The following is a 16,835-nucleotide window of genomic DNA, read 5'->3' as shown; positions in this document are numbered from 1 at the left end:
GACTTTCATCGCAAAATTTGCGATGAAAGTCCCATTCATAACATCGGTTACTACTGGAGGAAGGACTCCACGGCGTCCGCCGCCCGGTCGATCCCGCCGTTCCCCCGGGTCTCGGCCTGAACCTCGGCGAGCCGCGCCGCCACGGAAGGCGACCCGGCGACCCGTTCGACAGCCGCCCGCAGCGTCGAGGCCGTCACGTCGGAGGCCGCGAGTTCGTCACCGACGCCCAGTTCCGCGAGTTTCGCGGCGTTGCCGAAACCGTCGGTGGCCAGCGGGATCGCGACTGTCGGCACGCCGTACCAGAGCGATTCCGTGCTGCCTCCCATGCCGGCGTGCGTGATGAACGCCGACGCGGCCTCCAGCACCGCGAGTTGCGGGACGAACGGAAGGGCCTCGATGTGCTCGGGCAGCGGCCCGAGTTCGGCCGGATCGGTCTGGCCGATCGAGATCACCACGTGCCAGTCCGAGTCGCGGAACCCGTCCACGCACGCGCGGAACAGGTCGAGCTGGTCGGTGAACGCCGTGCCGAGCGACATCAGCAGGACCTTCTTGCCGCTCGAAGGCGGGGTCCAGCTCCGGTCGGCGAGACGGTCCGGGTCCAGCGCCGGGCCGACGAACCGGACCGACGACGGCACCCGCTCGACGTGGGGCTGCATCGCCCTCGGCAGCAGCGCGAGCACCTGCTCCGGATGGGAGATCCAGTCCCAGGCGTCGGCTTCGATCCCGTTCTCGTTCAGCCACTGGGTGAAAGTGGCGAAGTAGTCCTTGCCGGTCGGTGAGGACCGGAGCGAGGTCAGGATCTCCGCCATGTCCTCTTCGTAGCCTTCCCAAGCGACATACGTCGGGGAAAGCTGCACCGCCGGAACGCCGTAGCGCCTGGCGAGAAGAGGCGCCGGCAGCCCGCCGATGTCGTACAGCAGCAGGTCGGGGCGGTTCTCGTCGTAGAAATCGGTCAGCACCGGCATCGCCTGGATGCCCTCGTCGAGGAAGACCCGCATCTGTGACGCCGGGTCTTCCGGCCACGCCGACTGGTCGCCGAGCGGGAGGATCGAGGGGTGCGGGACGACCTCGGCCCCGGTCGGTTCGATCAACCCGGTGAGCGGCTCGCCCACGACGTAACTGACCCGGTGCCCGCGAGCGACCAGCTCGCGGATGACGGCCAGCGAAGGGTAGATGTGACTCGGCGCGGTGCAGCCGATCATGGCTATGTGCTGGTTCTGCATGAGGTCCTGTCCGGATCCGTGAAGGGACGTCAGACGGCGCGCAGAAAAGGGGGCCTCCCGGTCGCGGGCGGCCCTGCGGTCACGCCGTCTCAGGCGGTGCGCAGACGAACGTAATAGATCATGATCGGGATCCTAACGCGCCCCGAGGGGCCTCCCAACCGATTAACCGGCTGCCCGGTTTGCCGCGATCGGGACCCGCCGTTGGTAGGGATCTTCGCCGGAAGGCTTTCGCAGGTCATGGACGTGGATAGGGTTTCGGGGCTTTCACCTGTGGAGGGAAAGGGAAAAACCTTGAGACGTGTGCTCATCACCGCGCTGGCGCTCGCCACGCTCGCCTCGGTCGCGGTGACCGCGCCCGCCGGTGCGGCGGAAGCGGCGCGACCCGCCGAGACCATCACCTGGGGGGCGTGCACCGACCCGGCGTTGATCACCGCCGGCGCCGAGTGCGGCTACCTGTCGGTCCCGCTGGACTACTCGCGGCCGCGCGGCGAGAAGATCCAGCTCGCGCTCAGCCGCGTCAAGCACAAGACGCCCGAGGCGCAGTACCAGGGCGTCATGCTCACCAATCCCGGTGGCCCCGGCGGTTCCGGACTGCTGCTCGCGACCCGCGGGCCGCGCGTTCCGAACCACGCGGGCGACGCCTACGACTGGGTCGGTTTCGATCCGCGCGGCGTCGGCTCCAGCAAGCCCGCGCTGTCCTGTATCCCGAACTACATGGACTACAACCGGCCGGAATACGTGCCGACGACGCGGAAGCTGGAGAAGACCTGGCTGCAGCGCTCGAAGTCCTACGCCGAGGCGTGCGCGGAGAAGAACAGCCGCGCGCTGCTGGAGAACATCAAGACGACCGACACGGTCCAGGACATGGACAGCATCCGCAAGGCGCTCGGCGCGGAGCAGCTGAACTTCTACGGCTACTCCTACGGCACCTACCTCGGCCAGGTCTACGGGACGCTGTTCCCGCAGCACGTCCGCCGGATGGTCCTCGATTCCACTGTGGACCCCCGCAACGTCTGGTACCAGGCCAACCTGAACCAGGACCTCGCCTACGACGTCAACCTCAACATCTGGCTCGGCTGGGTCGCGTCGCACGACGACGTCTACCACCTCGGCAAGACACAGGCCGCGGTGAAGCAGGTCTTCGACGAGCAGCTGAAGAAGCTGCGAGCGACCCCGGCGGGTGGCTACATCGGGCCGGACGAGTTCCTCGACGTCTTCAATCAGGCCTCCTACTACCAGCTGCGCTGGACGCTGCTGGGTGACGCGCTCGCGAAGTTCGTCAACAAGGGTGACTGGCAGACGATGAAGGGGCTGTTCGAGACCTTCGGCGGTCGCGGCGACGACAACAGCTATGCCGTCTACCTCGCCGTCCAGTGCACCGACGTGAAGTGGCCGCAGAGCTGGCAGCAGTGGAAGCACGACAACTGGCGGACCTACCAGAAGGCGCCGTACTTCACCTGGCAGAACGCTTGGTACAACGGGCCTTGCCTGTACTGGCCCGCGAAGCCGGGCAAGCCGGTCAAGGTCGACGGCAAGAAGGTACCGAGCGTGCTGATGATCGGCGAGACGCTCGACGCGGCGACGCCGTACGAAGGCAGCCTCGAAGTGCGTAGTCGCTTCCCCGGCGCTCGCCTGATCGGTGAACCGGGCGGTACGAGCCACGCGATCACCCCGCGCGGCAACGCGTGCGTCGACAATCGGATCGCCGACTACCTGGCGACCGGGGCCCTGCCCGAACGCAAGCCAGGGCGGACGGCCGACGTCGAATGCGCGCCGCTGCCGCTCCCGGTGCCTCCTCCGGTACCCCCGGCCACCTCCGGCGCCGCACTCTCCCGGGTGCCCGCCTAATCAGAGGTACGTGAAGGCCCCCTTCATTGCGCCTAGCGCAATGAAGGGGGCCTTCACGTACCTCCGGGGTTTCCATGGCAGGGGACTTTGTGTTACAAAGTGGAAGTGAGCTTTGTGTTTCAGAGTGCTCGAAGGGGGAAAGTCATGGCGGACGCGTTCAGCCTCGAAGGGCTGGTGAAGCGCTTCGGCGACGTCCTGGCCGTCGACGACGTCAGCGTGCGGGTCGCACCGGGGGAGGTGATGGCGCTGCTCGGGCCGAACGGTGCGGGCAAGTCCACCACGATCGACATGCTGCTGGGCCTGACCAGGCCGGACGCGGGTCAGGTGCGGGTCGCCGGGCTCAGCGCGGCCGAGGCGATGGACCGGGGGATGGTCGGCGCGATGGCGCAGAACGGGACGCTGCTCAGGGACGCCACGGTCGCCGAACTCGTCGGCCTGTTCGCCTCGCTGCACCGGGACCCGTTGCCGACCCGCGAGGTGCTCAAGCGCGCCGGCGTCACCGAGTACGCGAACCGCCGGTGCGGGAAGCTCTCCGGTGGTGAGCAGCAGCGGGTGCGGTTCGCGCTCGCGCTGGTCGGCGATCCGGATCTGCTGGTACTCGACGAGCCGACGGCGGCCATGGACGTCAACGGGCGGCGCCGGTTCTGGGCGTCGATGCGTGAGTACACCGAGACGGGCCGGACGGTCCTCTTCGCGACGCACTACCTCGCCGAGGCGGAGGACTACGCGGATCGCGTCGTGCTCATGCGGCACGGCGGGGTCGTCGCGGACGGGCCGGTCGGCGAGGTCCGGGCCGCGGTCGCGGGCCGGGTGCTGCGCGCCGTCGTTCCGGAGGCGACCGAAGCCGCGCTCGCCGCGTTGCCCGGGGTGTCGCGAGCTGTCTTGCGTGCCGGGCACGCGGAGCTGAGCTGCGCCGATTCCGACGCCGCCATCCGCGGTCTGCTGCGCGAGTTCCCGCTTGCCGCGAACATCGAAATCACCGCCGTCGGGCTGGAAGAAGCCTTCATCGCGCTGACCGCCGACACGGAAGAAGGGGCCTTGAGATGAGCCTGAGTTACCTTGCGCTGGAGATCAAGCGCATCGTCCGCAGCCCGCAGTTCGCGCTGTTCACCATCGGCATGCCCCTCGCGATGTTCCTGTTGTTCGGCGGCATCTTCGGCGCCCAAGAGATCGCTCCGGGGATCTCGACCGCGACGGTGACCATGGTGAACATGGCCGCGTACGGCGCCATGACCGCCGCGCTGTTCACCGGCACCCGCGTCGCCACCGAACGCACCGACGGCTGGCAGCGCACCTTGCGGCTGACGCCGATGCGGGCCCCGGGCTATCTCATGGTCAAGGTGTCGGCGGGCTTGTTCGTCGCGCTGCCCGTGCTGCTGGTGATCTTCGCGGCCGGGATGATCCGCGGCATCCGGCTCGAAACCGGCCAGTGGCTGACGATCTTCGGCGCGCTGTGGCTCGGGGCGCTGCCCTTCGCGGTGCTGGGACTGATGATCGGCCTGTTCGGCAAGGGCGACACCGTCCAGGCCGTGACCGGCGCGCTGATGCTGCCGCTGGGCATGTTCGGCGGACTGTGGATCCCGCTGCAGATCCTGCCCGGCTGGATGAACACCGCCGGGCACCTCATGCCGACGTACTGGCTCGGCGAGATCGGCCGCGCGCCGGTGCTCGGCGGTTCGGGAACGCTGACCGCCGCCGGAGTGCTCGCGGCGTGGCTCGTGGTGCCCGCGCTCGTGGTGATGGCGCGGTTCCGGCTCGACACGGCCAGACTGTGAGCGCGTGTTAGTTTTCCGAGGTGGTGGAGGATGAGCACGACGACGACGCCAGGCCGATGACGCCCGAGGAGTCACTCGCGCTCATCGCCAGTCAGTCGGAGAAGACCCGGCGCGAGATCGGGCCGAATCCGGCCGTGCTGCTCGCCGTCTGGGGACTGGTGTGGCTGTTCGGTTTCGGGCTCATCTACGTTTCCGCCCCGCCCACCGCCCTGATGCCGATGTGGGTCGCCGCGGCGATCACCATCGCCGGTTTCGCCGGGGCCATGGCGTATTCGGCGATCTACGGCATCCGCGCCGGCCGCGGCGTGCGCGGGCCGTCCCGGCTCGTCGGGGCGATGTACGGCTGGAGCTGGATGATCGCGTTCGGTGGGCTGACGGTGGTGAACACCGCGCTGATCCGCCTCGGCCTCGACGTCGGCCTGATCCCGTTGCTGTGGTCCGGGACCTCGCTCATGCTGACCGGCCTGATGTACCTCGCCGGCGGAATGCTGTGGCAGAGCAAGCTGCAGTACGGCCTCGGCGTGTGGATCATCGCGTGCGGCGCGGCGAGCGTGCTGGCCGGGGGACCGCACAACTTCCTCGTGTTGAGCCTCGCGGGCGGCGGCGGTTTCCTGGTGGCGTCACTGGTGTTCCTGGTGCGGTCGCGATGAGCGAAGACGGGCTGCCCCAGCTCGATCCGGTGATCCACGCGCAGGCAAGGCTGCGGGTCACCGTGGCGCTGTCGAGCCTGGGGCCGGGGGACCGCATCACTTTCCCGCGGCTGCAGCAGCTGCTGGACATGACGCCGGGCAACTTGTCGACCCACCTGCGCAAACTCGAGGACGCCGGCTACGTCGAGATCATCAAGGCCTTCGAGCATCGCACGCCGGTGACGCTGGTCGAGCTGACCACGCGGGGCCGGGCCGCGTTCGAGGAGTACACGAAGGCCCTGCACCGTCTTCTCGAGGTGCCGGGCGATGGGCGGGCATGACCGGTGGGTCATCCACCTCGACATGGACGCGTTCTACGCCTCCTGTGAACAGCTGACCCGGCCGACGCTGGCCCACCGGCCCGTCCTGGTGGGCGGCGCGGGCCCGCGCGGCGTGGTCGCGGGGGCGAGCTACCAGGCGCGCGAACACGGGATCAAATCGGCGATGCCGATGTCGCAGGCGCGACGGTTGCTGCCGCCCAACGGGGTCATCCTGCCGCCACGGTTCAAACTGTACGAACTGCTGAGCACTCAGGTTTTCGACCTCGTCGCCGGGTACGCACCCGTGCTGGAACGGATCTCGCTCGACGAGGCCTTCGCGGAACCGCCGTCGCTGGCCGGGGCCTCGTCGGACCAGGTGCGGGAGTTCGGTACCCGTCTGCGTGAGCACATCCGGTCTGAGATCGGCCTGGTGGCGTCGATCGGGGCGGCGTCGGGGAAGCAGGTCGCGAAGGTCGCGTCGGATCTGGCGAAACCGGACGGGCTGCTCGTCGTCGACCAGGGCACCGAACGCGACTTCCTCGCGCCGCTGCCGACCAGGGTGCTGTGGGGGATCGGCCCGGTGGCGGAGGGGAAACTGCGCGCGATCGGCGTCCGGACACTGGGCCAGCTGACCGCGCTCTCCGACGCCGACGCGGTGTCCACTTTGGGCAGTGTGGTCGGCCGGGACCTGCGGCGCCTCGCGACCGGCGTCGACGACAGGCCGGTGTCCGACCGCGCGGAGCTCAAGCAGGTCAGCGCGGAGACGACCTTCGACCGAGACCTGATCGACCTGCCGAGCCTGCGGCGCGAGGTCCGCGACCTCGCCGTCCACGCGCACAAACGGCTCGTCAACGCCGACCGGGTCGCGCGGACGGTGGTGGTGAAACTGCGGCACACCGACTTCAGCACGGTGACACGTTCGGAGACGATGGTTTCGGCCACCGACGAATTCGACCAGCTCGCCTCGATGGCGGAACGGCTGCTGATCGACCCGACCGAGTTCGGCGGGGTGCGGCTGGCCGGGGTCGCGTTCTCCGGGCTTTCGGTGCCGCATCAGGATCCGCTGTTCACGCTTTCCGTCCCGGCGTCCGACGTGCCCGTGGTCGAGCGGGCGCCCGCGCCGGAGGTCGTCGTCTCCTCGACTTGGCGGCCAGGGAACGACGTGGTGCACGACGAGTACGGAAGCGGCTGGGTGCAGGGCGCCGGGCACGGACGGGTGACCGTCCGGTTCGAGACGCGGTCCAGCGGGCCGGGTGTGGCGCGCACCTTCCCGCAGGAGGACCCGGCCCTGCGCCGAGGCGACCCCTCCGACTGCCTCGCTTGACCCCGCATTTGACGTCCCGCGTTTCGTCCTCTGAATGCGGTAGTTGCACACGCAAGGACCGCATCCAGAGGACGAAACGCGTCAGGAGCAGCCGGGGGTGAGGCGGGCGACTTGCTGTCCCGCGATCAGGAACGCCCCGACGCCGTAGGCGCCCGTGTCACCGGCACGGGCGGGCCCGGGGCCGGAAGCGACAGGCTGCACGTAACCGAGGAAGCCGTCCGCCCGCAAAGCCTTGGTGGACAACGCCTCCCAGGCCCTGTCGACGGTGGGCCGGTACTTGCCCGCGTCGAGGATCCCGGCGTTGACGCCCCACGCGAGCCCGAACGTGACCAGCGCCGTCCCGCTGCTTTCCGGCCCGCCGTGGTTCCACGGCCGTAGCAGATCCGTGTTCCAGAAACCGTCCCGCCGCTGCAGGAACCACAGCGTGTTCGCCATCTTCTTGAACACCCGCGTGTACTCCGGCCGTCGCGGGTCGCCGGAAGGCAGGACCTGCAACACCTTCGCCAAGGCGGCGAGCGCCCAGCCGTTGCCGCGCGACCAGTAGGCGTCGCTGCCCGCGTCGCGGCGCCAGAGCCCCAGGCCGTCATCGAACAGCTTCTTTTCCGCCGAGCGGAACAGTTTCTGCATCGCGGACAGGGTCGGCTCGCTGTCGTCCACGACCCCGATCCGCGCCAGCGAAGGCATCGCCATGTTCAGCGCGTCGACATAGCTCCAGTACGCCGTATGCCCCTGCTCGACACTGGCGACCACGTCGGCGACCCGCTTGCGGACGTCGGCGATCACCGGCGCGTCGGGATGGAACGAGTACAGGTCCAGGTACGCCTCGCCGACGGCCTGGAAATCGGGGAAGAACGGCCGCGCCGGATCGCTTTGCAGCAGGTACTTGTTGTCCTGCGCCCACGGAAGTGTCTTGTGGTTCGAGACGCCCGTCGTCCGCACGAGCGCGAGGTTCCCGACGTGGAAGGTGCCGTTCTGCCAAGAGTTCGCCGCGAGGTCCGTCCCGTGGGCGACCCAGTGGTCGCCCGCCGCGATCATCGACTTCGCCACGGAGCACTGTTCGGCGGCGACGGCCGAAGGCACGGCCACCAGACTCGCGCCGAGTGCCGCCGCAGCGAGCAAGGTGACCCGGCGAATTCCGGGGAAACGCATGAAGCGTCCTCCTCAAGCACTTCGCGGCGGCGGTGAGCTTCCGTGCCCGGAAACCCGGAATCGAGAATGGTGTGTACCACTCAGGGTGTCAAGATGCCGGTGAGCGGTACGGCACAACGGTTTCCAGCAACCGGTGCGACGCGGACTCCGCGCCGTCCGCGTCCTTTCCGAGCACCGTCGCCACCACGAGCGCATGGGCCGCGAGCACGTCGTCGCCGGGAACCTCTTCGAGCGCCGCGACGACCGGGACGTGCAATTGCGCGATCAAAGGATTGCCGGACGCGCGAAGCAGGGCCGCGTGGAAAGCCCGGTCGGCCTCCCGGAACGCCCGAAGATCGGGAGCGTCGGCCATCAGCCCGTACGCCGCGACGAGGACCGCGAGCTCGTCCGGGCGACGGTGCCACGCGGCCATTCTCGCCGCCTGCGGTTCGATCGCCAGCCGCAGTTCGAACAGTTCCGCCAGATGCCGGGAGCGATCGGGCCCGGCGACCCGCCAGGCGATGACGTCCGGATCGATCGCGTCCCAGTGTTCCGGCGGCCGCGTCCAGGTACCGACCCGCGGCCGCGCCGTCACCATGCCCTTGGATTCCAGTACCCGCAACGCTTCCCGCACCATCGTGCGCGACGCGGAGAACCGGCGCCCGAGGTCCTCCGGCACGATCGGCTGCCCGGCCCCGAAGACACCGGCGACGATCAGCCTGCCCAGTTCGTCGACGATCCGGGCATGTCGGGTCATACGGGCAGGCCGACCCGGCGTTCCCCGCCGCGGACCTGCTGGAGCACGACGGCGACGACGAGCAGTGTCCCGGTGGCCATGTTCTGCCAGAAGGGGTTGACGCCGAGCCCGGACATCCCGTTGTTGAGCACGCCCAGGATGATCACCGCCAGCACGGTGCTGATGATGGATCCCTTGCCGCCCTTGAGCATCGTGCCGCCGAGCGCGGCGCCGGTGACGGCCAGCAGTTCGAGCCCTTCGGAGCCGGACGTCGGCTGCCCGGACCCGGTGCGCGCGGTGATCAGCAGCCCCGCGATCGCCGCGACCACCCCGACCAGGGCGTACACACCGATGATGTAGCGGTTGATGTTGATCCCGGCCAGCCGCGCGGCGGTGTCGTTGCCGCCGATCGCGTAGATGTTGCGGCCGATGTCGGTGTAGCGCAACAGGAAGTGCAGCGCCGCCGCGACGAGCAGGAACACCCACACCAGCGTCGGCAGCCCGGCGATGGATCCCTTGGCCAGGAAGATGAACAGGTCGTCGGCGCCGGTGTAGCCCTGCGCCTTGCCGTCCGAGATCACCTGCGCGATGCCCTTGTACGTCGCCAGCATCGCCAGCGTCGCGACCACCGGGTTGACCCGGCCGAAGATGATGATCATGCCGTTGACCAGGCCGCACACCACGCCGACGCCGATCGCGGCCAGCGTCCCGACCGCGGAACTCCCGGTCGAGGTGAACACCATCGCCGAAACCACCGACGCGAGCCCGGCCATCGAGCCGACCGAGATGTCCAGCGCGCCGAGGATGATCACCAGGGTCTGCACCAGCGACAGCAGGCCCATGATGGTGATCGCGCTGCCGATCAGCAGCAGGTTGTTGGTGCGGAGGAAGTTCTCGTTCAGCGAGCTCATCAGGATGACCAGCGCGATCAGGGTGAGCAGCAGGCTCGAGTTCTGCACGCCGATCGCGGTCAGCACCCGCCGGGCGGGGGAGACCCGCTCGGTCTCCACGCCGGCCGCGGCGGCCTGTTCTTCGGATCCGGTGCGCGTGGGGGTGCTCACGAGGCGATCTCCTGGTCTTCTTCGGTGGCGGGGATGGCGAGGGTCAGCACTGCTTCCTCACTGGCGCTGTCGCGGTCGAGCTCCCCGGCGACCCGGCCCGCGCGCAGGACGATGATCCGGTCGGCGAGGCTCAGCACCTCGGGCAGATCGGACGAGATCACCAGCAGCGCGATGCCTTCGGCGGCGAGGCCGTCGATGATCCGGTAGATCTCGGCCTTCGCGCCGACGTCGACACCGCGCGTCGGCTCGTCGAGGATCAGCAGTTTCGGCCGCCGCGCGAGCCAGCGGGCCAGCACGGTCTTCTGCTGGTTGCCGCCGGAGAGCTTGCGGACCTCCTGCTCCATCGACGGTGTCCGCACCCGCAGTTCGCGCACGTACTCGTCGACGAGTTCGCGTTCCTTGGCCCGCCGCACCACCCGGAACCGGCGCAGGCGGTCCAGCACCGCGATGGAGACGTTGTCCCGCACGGACCGCTGCATCAGTAGTGCGTCGGTCTTGCGTTCCTCCGGGGCGAACCCGATCCCCGCCTTGACCGCGTCGCCGGGAGTGCGGGCACGCAACGGTTTCCCGTCCAGTTCGACGGTTCCGGAGCGCACCGGCAGGTCGCCGACGATCGCGTGCGCGAGTTCCGAACGCCCGGCGCCGACCAGCCCGGCGAGGCAGACGACCTCCCCCGCGTGGACCCGCAGGGAGATGTCCGTGACGTCGTCGGTGGTGACCCGGTCGAGCCGCAGCACGACCCGGCCGGTCTCCTGCGCGGTCCGGCGCTCCAAAGTGGACAGATCGCGGCCGATCATCATGCGCACCAGCCGGCTTTCGTCGGTGGCCGCCGCGTCCTCCACGCCGATCAGCCTGCCGTCGCGCAGCACCGCCACGCGGTCCGCGAGCTGGAAGATCTCCTTCATCCGATGGGAGACGTAGACGACCGCCACCCCGCTGTCGCGCAGCCGCCGGATCAGCGCGAACAACGCGTCGACCTCGTGTTCGGACAGCGACGACGTCGGCTCGTCGAACGCGATCACCTTCGGCGGCGTCGCGGCGGTGAGCACCCGCAGGATCTCGACCAGCTGCCGTTGCGCGGCGGACAGCTTGCTCCCGAGCGTCGAGGGCTGCAGCACGCCCTCGAACCCGTACTCCCGCAACGCCTCCACCGTCATCCGGTGCAGGGTCCGCCGGTTGACCAGCCGACCCCGCGCGGGCAGTTCGCCGACGAAGACGTTCTCCGCCACCGAAACGTGCGGGATGATCTCCGGCTCCTGGTAGATCACCCGGACCCCGGCGGCCATCGCGGCCCGCGGGCTGTCGAACGTCACGGGATCGCCGCCGAGAAGCAGCCGGCCGTCATCGGGACCGTGGTCGCCGGACAGCACCCGCAGCAGGGTGGACTTGCCGGCGCCGTTCTCGCCCATCAGCGCGAGGACCTCGCCGGGCCGGAGGTCCAGGGTGACGCCGTCGAGCGCCGTCACCCCGGAGAACCGTTTGCTGATCCCTTCGGCGGTCAGCACCGCCGCGGGTTCGGATGTGGCCATGGAAACGCCTCCACGCGGGATCAGATGCAGTTGACGCCGGCCTGCTTGTAGTTGTCCTTGGTGACGATCTGGGTCTTCGCGATCGTCTCCGGGGGCAGCTCCTTGGAGTTCTTCACCTTGTCCACGAGCAGTCCGATCGCGGTGCGGCCGACCTCGGCGCCGGAGATGAACAGCGCGGACTTGTTGCCGGTGTCCTTGCCAGCGGCCCAGTCCTTGCAGGTCAGGTACGCGCCAAGACCGACGCCGATGATGTCGTTCGCGGGGACGCCCGAGTTCGCCAGCGCGGTGACGGCGCCGGTCTCGTTCTCGTCGTTGCAGCCCCAGACCACCCAGTGCTTGACGCCCGGGTTCGAGCCGATGACCGCGCCGGTGCGGTTCTGCGCGTCCACCGGGGTGTTGTCGGTGCCGACCTCGATCACCGGCACCTGCGCTCCAGCGTCCTTGTCGAACGCGGCCTTCGCCGCCGAGACGCGGTCCGAGCACACGGTCAGGTCTTGCTTGTAGGCACTGATGATCTTGGTGTCGGCCGCGGTCCAGCCTGCCGCCTTGAACAGCTTCGCGGCCTCCTTGCCGACCGAATCGCCCATCTGGGAGCCGTTGAAGCCCACGAACGGCGACTTCGTCCCGCCGCCGTCCTTGATCACGTCGTCGGAGGCGAGGATCGGGATGCCCGCGCTCTTGGCCTTGTCGAGCACCTGCGGGCCGATGGCCTGGTCCGGGACGACGATCGCGATGCCGTTGGCGCCCTGGGCCAGCGCGGCGTCGAGTTCGGTGATCGCCTTGTTGGCGTCCTGCCCGAGGTTGACGACCTTGAGTTCGACGCCCAGTTCCTTCGCCTTCTCCTGCGCGCCCTGCGCCTGCTCGACGAAGTACTGCTGGTCACCCTGTTTCTGCAGGTAGAAGAGGGTGACCTTGCCGCTCGCGGGAGCCTGCTGCTGCGGCGCGGCGGCTTCCTTTCCGGATGAGCAGCCGGTCAACACGACACCGGCAATCAAACAAGAACCAACAATGCGCCAGGGCAGGGACCTGTGCGAAGCTGTGGACATCGAATGCTCCCAGGACGAAGCGGAAGAGTGTGACTCGTATTACTAAACACTCTTACGGGTGACGTCAAGGCGCGATTAAGTCACGGAAGACGGCTGTGGTCGTACTAATCGCCTGTCGGAGCCTGGTTGGCCGACGAGTGATCCTGGGGAACTTGTCCGAAGTTTGTCCGATCGGTCTTGTTGACTTTGGTTGAGTGTCGTCCCCGATCGGCGTAAGGCAGGATGAACAAGACAAGTCACCCGATCGAGGGAACCGATGTTCAGCTCCCGCGCCCGTCGAAGCGCCGCTCTCCTTGGCGCCGCCCTGCTGCTCGCCGCGTGCAGCGCCACCCCCGAGCAGCGGTCTCCCGCCGCGTCCGAGGCGCCGCAGTCACAGTCACAGCCACAGTCACAGGCGAGCCAGGCGCCGGACGGATCGTTCACCGTGGTCGCGACCGGGGACGTGCTGATCCACCCCGCGCTGACCGACCAGGCCAAGGAAGACGGCAAGGGCGAGATCGACTACCGGCCGCTGCTGGCCGGGATCAAACCGCTGATCTCCGGCGCCGACCTCGGCATCTGCCATCTCGAAACGCCGCTCGCGCCGAAGGGCGGGCCGTACAGCGGCTACCCGTCGTTCAGCGCCCCGCCCGAGATCGTCGACGCGCTCAAGGACACCGGGTACGACAACTGCTCGACGGCGTCCAACCACACGATCGACCAGGGCGTGGACGGCGCGACGCGGACACTCGACAAACTCGACGAGGCGGGGATCAAGCACACCGGCTCGGCACGGTCCGCCGAAGAGGCGAAGAAGCCGCTGATCGTCGACGTCAAGGGCGTCAAGGTCGCCCAGATCTCCTTCGCCTACGGATTCAACGGGATCAAGGTACCTTCGGGGAAACCCTGGCTGGTCAACCAGATCGACGCCGAAGACGTGATCGCCCAGGCCAAGGCCGCGCGGAAGGCGGGCGCCCAGGTCGTCGTCGCGAGCCTGCACTGGGGCATCGAGTACCAGCACGACGCGACCGCCGAACAGCGCTCACTGGCGAAGAAACTCCTCGGGGACGACTCGATCGACCTGATCATCGGCCACCACGCGCACGTCGTGCAGCCCTTCGAGCAGATCAACGGCAAGTGGGTCGCCTACGGCCTCGGCAACAGCGTCGCGAGGCATTCGGAACCGAAGGGCTCGACCGAACAGGGCGCGGCCGCGCGGTTCCGGTTCGTGCGTGACGGCGAACGCTGGAAGGTCGACAAGGCCGAGTACGTGCCGACCCTGGTCCAGCTCGGCCCGCCGATCCGGTTGCTCGACCTGACCGCCGGGAAGGCCGGGGAGGCCGACGCGGAAGCGCTCAAGGCCACCGACGAGGTCGTCCTCAGCCGGGGTGCCGGTGAGCAGGGGCTGACCCGCCCCGGGCGCTGACCCCTTCGCTCTGACAGTGGGTGGGCCGAGTACTGATCCCCTCCCGGCCCACCCCTGCCTTTCCGCGCCCGTCTTCAATATCGTCGCCGCACCACCAGTTTCGCGAGGGCCGCGAGCTCGGCGCCTGGGCGGGGCACCGGGTCCGAAACGGCGAGATGGTGCAGCGCGCCGGTCAGGAGCGCGTCGGCCTGCTCCTGGCTCCAAGTCCGGCCGCCCGCCCGTTCCACCAGCTCCGCCGCGTGGGGCAATTCCGCGGCGTCGAGGTTTTCCTTGCGGTACAAGACATCCAGCTCTCGCCCGGCTTCGGTCCCGGAGTGGAGCGCGGCCACCACCGGCAGGGACTTCTTCCGATTGGAGAGATCCGAGTGGACCGGTTTCCCGGTCACTTCCGGATCGCCCCAGATCCCGAGGAGATCGTCGATGTGCTGGAACGCCAGCCCGAGTGCCCTCCCGTACTCGGTCAGCCGGTCGACCTGATCCTGCCTCCCTTCCCCGGCGAGCGCGCCGAGCGTGCAGGACGCTCCGAGCAACGCACCGGTCTTCCCCTCGGCCATGCGTACGCATTCGGCGGTGTCGACGTCACCGCGTTCTTCGAACTTCAGGTCCGCGCTCTGCCCCTCCAGCAGGTCGATCACGGCGGTGCTCAGCACCCGCAGCGCGGTCTGCCCGAACGGGGCCAGCACCTCGAATGCCCCGCACAGCAGGGCGTCCCCGGCGAGGATCGCGGCGCCCGTGCCGAAGACGGTCCAAGCCGTCGGGCGGTGCCGCCGGGTGGTGTCGCGGTCCATCACGTCGTCGTGCAGCAGCGAGAAGTTGTGCACCATCTCGACGGCGACGCCCACCGGGACGGCGACCTCGGCGTCGCCGCCGACGGCTTGGGCGGACAACAGCGCGAGCGCCGGCCGCAGCGCCTTCCCGCCGTCCGAAGTGGACGGATGGCCGTGTTCGTCCCACCAGCCGAAGTGGTAGCCGGCGATGAGCCGCATCGACTCGGGTAGTCCGTCGACGGCCTCGCGCAGCGCCGGATCGAGCAGATTCCGGCTCCAGGTGAGGACTTCGCCCGCGGGCCGGGCACCGGTGCGGATGTCAGTGGTCGTCAACGGACTCCCCTTTCAGCCTTCGTGCCCGAGTTCGGCGTTTTCCAGGATCCCCAGCGCGTCGGGCACCAGCACCGCCGCCGAGTAGTAGGCGCTCACCAGGTAGGAGATGATCGCCTGTTCGCTGATCCCCATGAACCGCACGTTCAGCCCTGGCTGGTACTCGTCGGGCAGTCCCACCTGGTGCAGGCCGACGACGCCCTGGGCGTCCTCACCGGTCCGCATCAGCAGGATCGAACTGGTGCTGGTCTCGGTGACGGGGATCTTGTCGCAGGGCAGGATCGGGATCCCGCGCCAGGCGGGCACCTGATGACCGTCCAGGTCGACGGCGTCCGGGTAGAGGCCCCGTTTGCTGCATTCCCGGCTGAACGCGGCGATCGCCCGCGGATGCGCGAGGAAGAAACCGGGATCCTTCCATACCAGGGCGAGCAGCTCGTCGAGGTCGTCCGGAGTCGGCGGGCCGGTGCGGGTGTGGATGCGGTGGGAGCTCTCGGCGTTGTGCAGGAGGCCGAAGCCGGTGTTGTTGACCATTTCGTGTTCCTGCCGCTCGCGCAGCGCCTCGATGGTCAGCCGCAACTGCTGCTCGACCTGGTCCATCGGCTGGTTGTAGAGATCGGCGACCCGGGTGTGTACCCGCAGGACGGTCTGGGCGACGCTGAGTTCGTACTCGCGCGGCTTGGTCTCGTAGTCGACGAAGGTGCCGGGCAGCAACGGTTCGCCGTCGTGGCCGGACGCGACGTCGATCTGCGCCTCGCCGTGATCGTTGCCGGCTCGCGACCCGCCGGAGGAGTACGCGCCGAGGTGTTCACGCAACGCTTCCGAGCGATCCAGGACGTCGGCGAAAGCACTGCGGGACAAAGAAAGCACTGTGCAGGACGTGATCGCCTTCGCGGTGAACTCCCAGATCGCGTCGTCGTCGACCAGGACCTGTGAACCGAAGTGCCCGCCACCGGCGAGGACCCCGAGGACAGTCTCGTCCCCGTAAGCGCCGACGCCGATCTTGTCGATCTTTCCGTGCGCGATCAGGAAAACCCGGTCTGCCCGGTGGCCGAACTCCGCCAGCGTGTCGCCGGGGGACAGTGCACGCTGGACGAACCGGCCGGCGAGTTCGGCGAGCACCTCTTCGTCGCCGAAACCCCTCAGCGGTGGGAGTTCGCCCAGTTCCGGCGGGATCACCCGGACCTCGGCGCCGGTGGTGGTGAAAGTGACCCGTCCGTCTCCGACGGAGTAGCTCAGCCTGCGGTTGACCCGGTACGCGCCACCCGACACCTGGACCCACGGCAGCAGTCTCAGCAGCCAGCGCGACGAGATGCCCTGCATCTGCGGGACGGACTTGGTGGTGGTGGCCAGCGTGCGCGCGGCCGCCTTGCCGAGGCTCAGCCTGGTGTTCTCCGCGGCCGGGGCCGCGGTGTCCGGATCCGTGACAGTCACTGAGAAATCCACCCATCGTCATGGCGGGTATTCCGCCCTGGTGAACTGCTGTTCTCGCAATTCGCGGATACCCATTCGAGGGGGTAGGCGCAAAGTCAACATAGCAAGCGGTAATGCCCTGACAAGCAACTCGATCGGGTCTCGCGGGAGGTTCACCTGTTTGCCGGATTGGGCTGCTCGCGTCATTCCCGGCGGCCGTTCGGGCTACGAAGCTGCTCGAAATGTCGGTATATGGCCACGTTGGTGACTTCTCGTGGTGGATCCTCACTCGGTCGTGAAGCCG

The 16,835-nt window shown here is 68.6% G+C and carries 15 protein-coding genes; 7 read left to right on the top strand and 8 right to left on the bottom strand.

Going from position 1 to position 16,835, the window contains the following annotated elements:
- Positions 1-50: 50 nt before the first annotated feature.
- On the bottom strand, positions 51-1,223 hold the full coding sequence (locus ACZ6YV_RS38135) for a macrolide family glycosyltransferase (protein WP_465514249.1): 1,173 nt from the start codon (positions 1,221-1,223) through the stop codon (positions 51-53).
- Between the two features lie 291 nt (positions 1,224-1,514).
- Here ACZ6YV_RS38135 and ACZ6YV_RS38130 point away from each other — a divergent pair, with 291 nt between their 5' ends.
- The 6 genes from ACZ6YV_RS38130 to ACZ6YV_RS38105 all read left to right on the top strand — a co-directional run bounded on the left by ACZ6YV_RS38130 (position 1,515) and on the right by ACZ6YV_RS38105 (position 7,119).
- On the top strand, positions 1,515-3,071 hold the full coding sequence (locus ACZ6YV_RS38130; RefSeq protein ID WP_465514248.1) for an alpha/beta hydrolase: 1,557 nt from the start codon (positions 1,515-1,517) through the stop codon (positions 3,069-3,071).
- 144 nt (positions 3,072-3,215) lie between these two features.
- Positions 3,216-4,118: an ABC transporter ATP-binding protein gene (locus ACZ6YV_RS38125; protein ID WP_465514247.1), complete on the top strand. Its 903-nt coding sequence runs from the start codon at positions 3,216-3,218 to the stop codon at positions 4,116-4,118.
- Positions 4,115-4,846: an ABC transporter permease gene (locus ACZ6YV_RS38120; protein ID WP_465514246.1), complete on the top strand. Its 732-nt coding sequence runs from the start codon at positions 4,115-4,117 to the stop codon at positions 4,844-4,846. The genes ACZ6YV_RS38125 and ACZ6YV_RS38120 overlap by 4 nt, the downstream gene beginning before the upstream one ends.
- A 20-nt stretch (positions 4,847-4,866) precedes the next feature.
- Positions 4,867-5,496, top strand: coding sequence for a hypothetical protein (locus ACZ6YV_RS38115; protein WP_465514245.1), 630 nt, complete (start codon positions 4,867-4,869; stop codon positions 5,494-5,496).
- Positions 5,493-5,816: a transcriptional regulator gene (locus ACZ6YV_RS38110; RefSeq protein WP_465514244.1), complete on the top strand. Its 324-nt coding sequence runs from the start codon at positions 5,493-5,495 to the stop codon at positions 5,814-5,816. The genes ACZ6YV_RS38115 and ACZ6YV_RS38110 overlap by 4 nt, the downstream gene beginning before the upstream one ends.
- Entirely contained in the window at positions 5,803-7,119 is a 1,317-nt protein-coding gene (locus tag ACZ6YV_RS38105) for a DNA polymerase IV (RefSeq protein WP_465514243.1), read from the top strand. The genes ACZ6YV_RS38110 and ACZ6YV_RS38105 overlap by 14 nt, the downstream gene beginning before the upstream one ends.
- 81 nt (positions 7,120-7,200) lie before the next feature.
- Here the strand turns inward: ACZ6YV_RS38105 and ACZ6YV_RS38100 are convergent, their stop codons facing one another.
- The 5 genes from ACZ6YV_RS38100 to ACZ6YV_RS38080 form a co-directional block, all read right to left on the bottom strand.
- Positions 7,201-8,268, bottom strand: a complete 1,068-nt coding sequence (locus tag ACZ6YV_RS38100; protein WP_465514242.1) for a glycoside hydrolase family 88 protein — start codon at positions 8,266-8,268, stop codon at positions 7,201-7,203.
- An 88-nt stretch (positions 8,269-8,356) separates the two neighbouring features.
- Positions 8,357-9,004 (bottom strand): FadR/GntR family transcriptional regulator, encoded by a 648-nt coding sequence (locus ACZ6YV_RS38095; protein WP_465514241.1) that lies wholly within the window; start codon positions 9,002-9,004, stop codon positions 8,357-8,359.
- Positions 9,001-10,044 (bottom strand): ABC transporter permease, encoded by a 1,044-nt coding sequence (locus ACZ6YV_RS38090; protein WP_465514240.1) that lies wholly within the window; start codon positions 10,042-10,044, stop codon positions 9,001-9,003. The genes ACZ6YV_RS38095 and ACZ6YV_RS38090 overlap by 4 nt, the downstream gene beginning before the upstream one ends.
- Positions 10,041-11,573, bottom strand: coding sequence for a sugar ABC transporter ATP-binding protein (locus ACZ6YV_RS38085; RefSeq protein WP_465514239.1), 1,533 nt, complete (start codon positions 11,571-11,573; stop codon positions 10,041-10,043). Before ACZ6YV_RS38085 ends, ACZ6YV_RS38090 begins: the two co-directional genes overlap by 4 nt.
- A 20-nt stretch (positions 11,574-11,593) precedes the next feature.
- On the bottom strand, positions 11,594-12,553 hold the full coding sequence (locus ACZ6YV_RS38080) for a substrate-binding domain-containing protein (RefSeq protein ID WP_465514238.1): 960 nt from the start codon (positions 12,551-12,553) through the stop codon (positions 11,594-11,596).
- 322 nt (positions 12,554-12,875) lie between these two features.
- Here ACZ6YV_RS38080 and ACZ6YV_RS38075 point away from each other — a divergent pair, with 322 nt between their 5' ends.
- Positions 12,876-14,024, top strand: a complete 1,149-nt coding sequence (locus ACZ6YV_RS38075; protein WP_465514237.1) for a CapA family protein — start codon at positions 12,876-12,878, stop codon at positions 14,022-14,024.
- A 74-nt stretch (positions 14,025-14,098) separates the two neighbouring features.
- Here ACZ6YV_RS38075 and ACZ6YV_RS38070 read toward each other — a convergent pair whose 3' ends face one another.
- Together ACZ6YV_RS38070 and ACZ6YV_RS38065 are read right to left on the bottom strand one after the other, a co-directional pair.
- Entirely contained in the window at positions 14,099-15,124 is a 1,026-nt protein-coding gene (locus ACZ6YV_RS38070) for a family 2 encapsulin nanocompartment cargo protein polyprenyl transferase (protein ID WP_465514236.1), read from the bottom strand.
- A 12-nt stretch (positions 15,125-15,136) separates the two neighbouring features.
- Positions 15,137-16,552, bottom strand: a complete 1,416-nt coding sequence (locus ACZ6YV_RS38065; RefSeq protein ID WP_465514235.1) for a family 2B encapsulin nanocompartment shell protein — start codon at positions 16,550-16,552, stop codon at positions 15,137-15,139.
- Positions 16,553-16,835 lie beyond the last annotated feature (283 nt).

The sequence above is a fragment of the Amycolatopsis sp. NPDC102522 genome, from assembly GCF_055584485.1.
The sequence above is the reverse complement of the archived record's forward strand: the minus strand, read 5'-3'. Positions and strand labels throughout refer to the sequence as shown.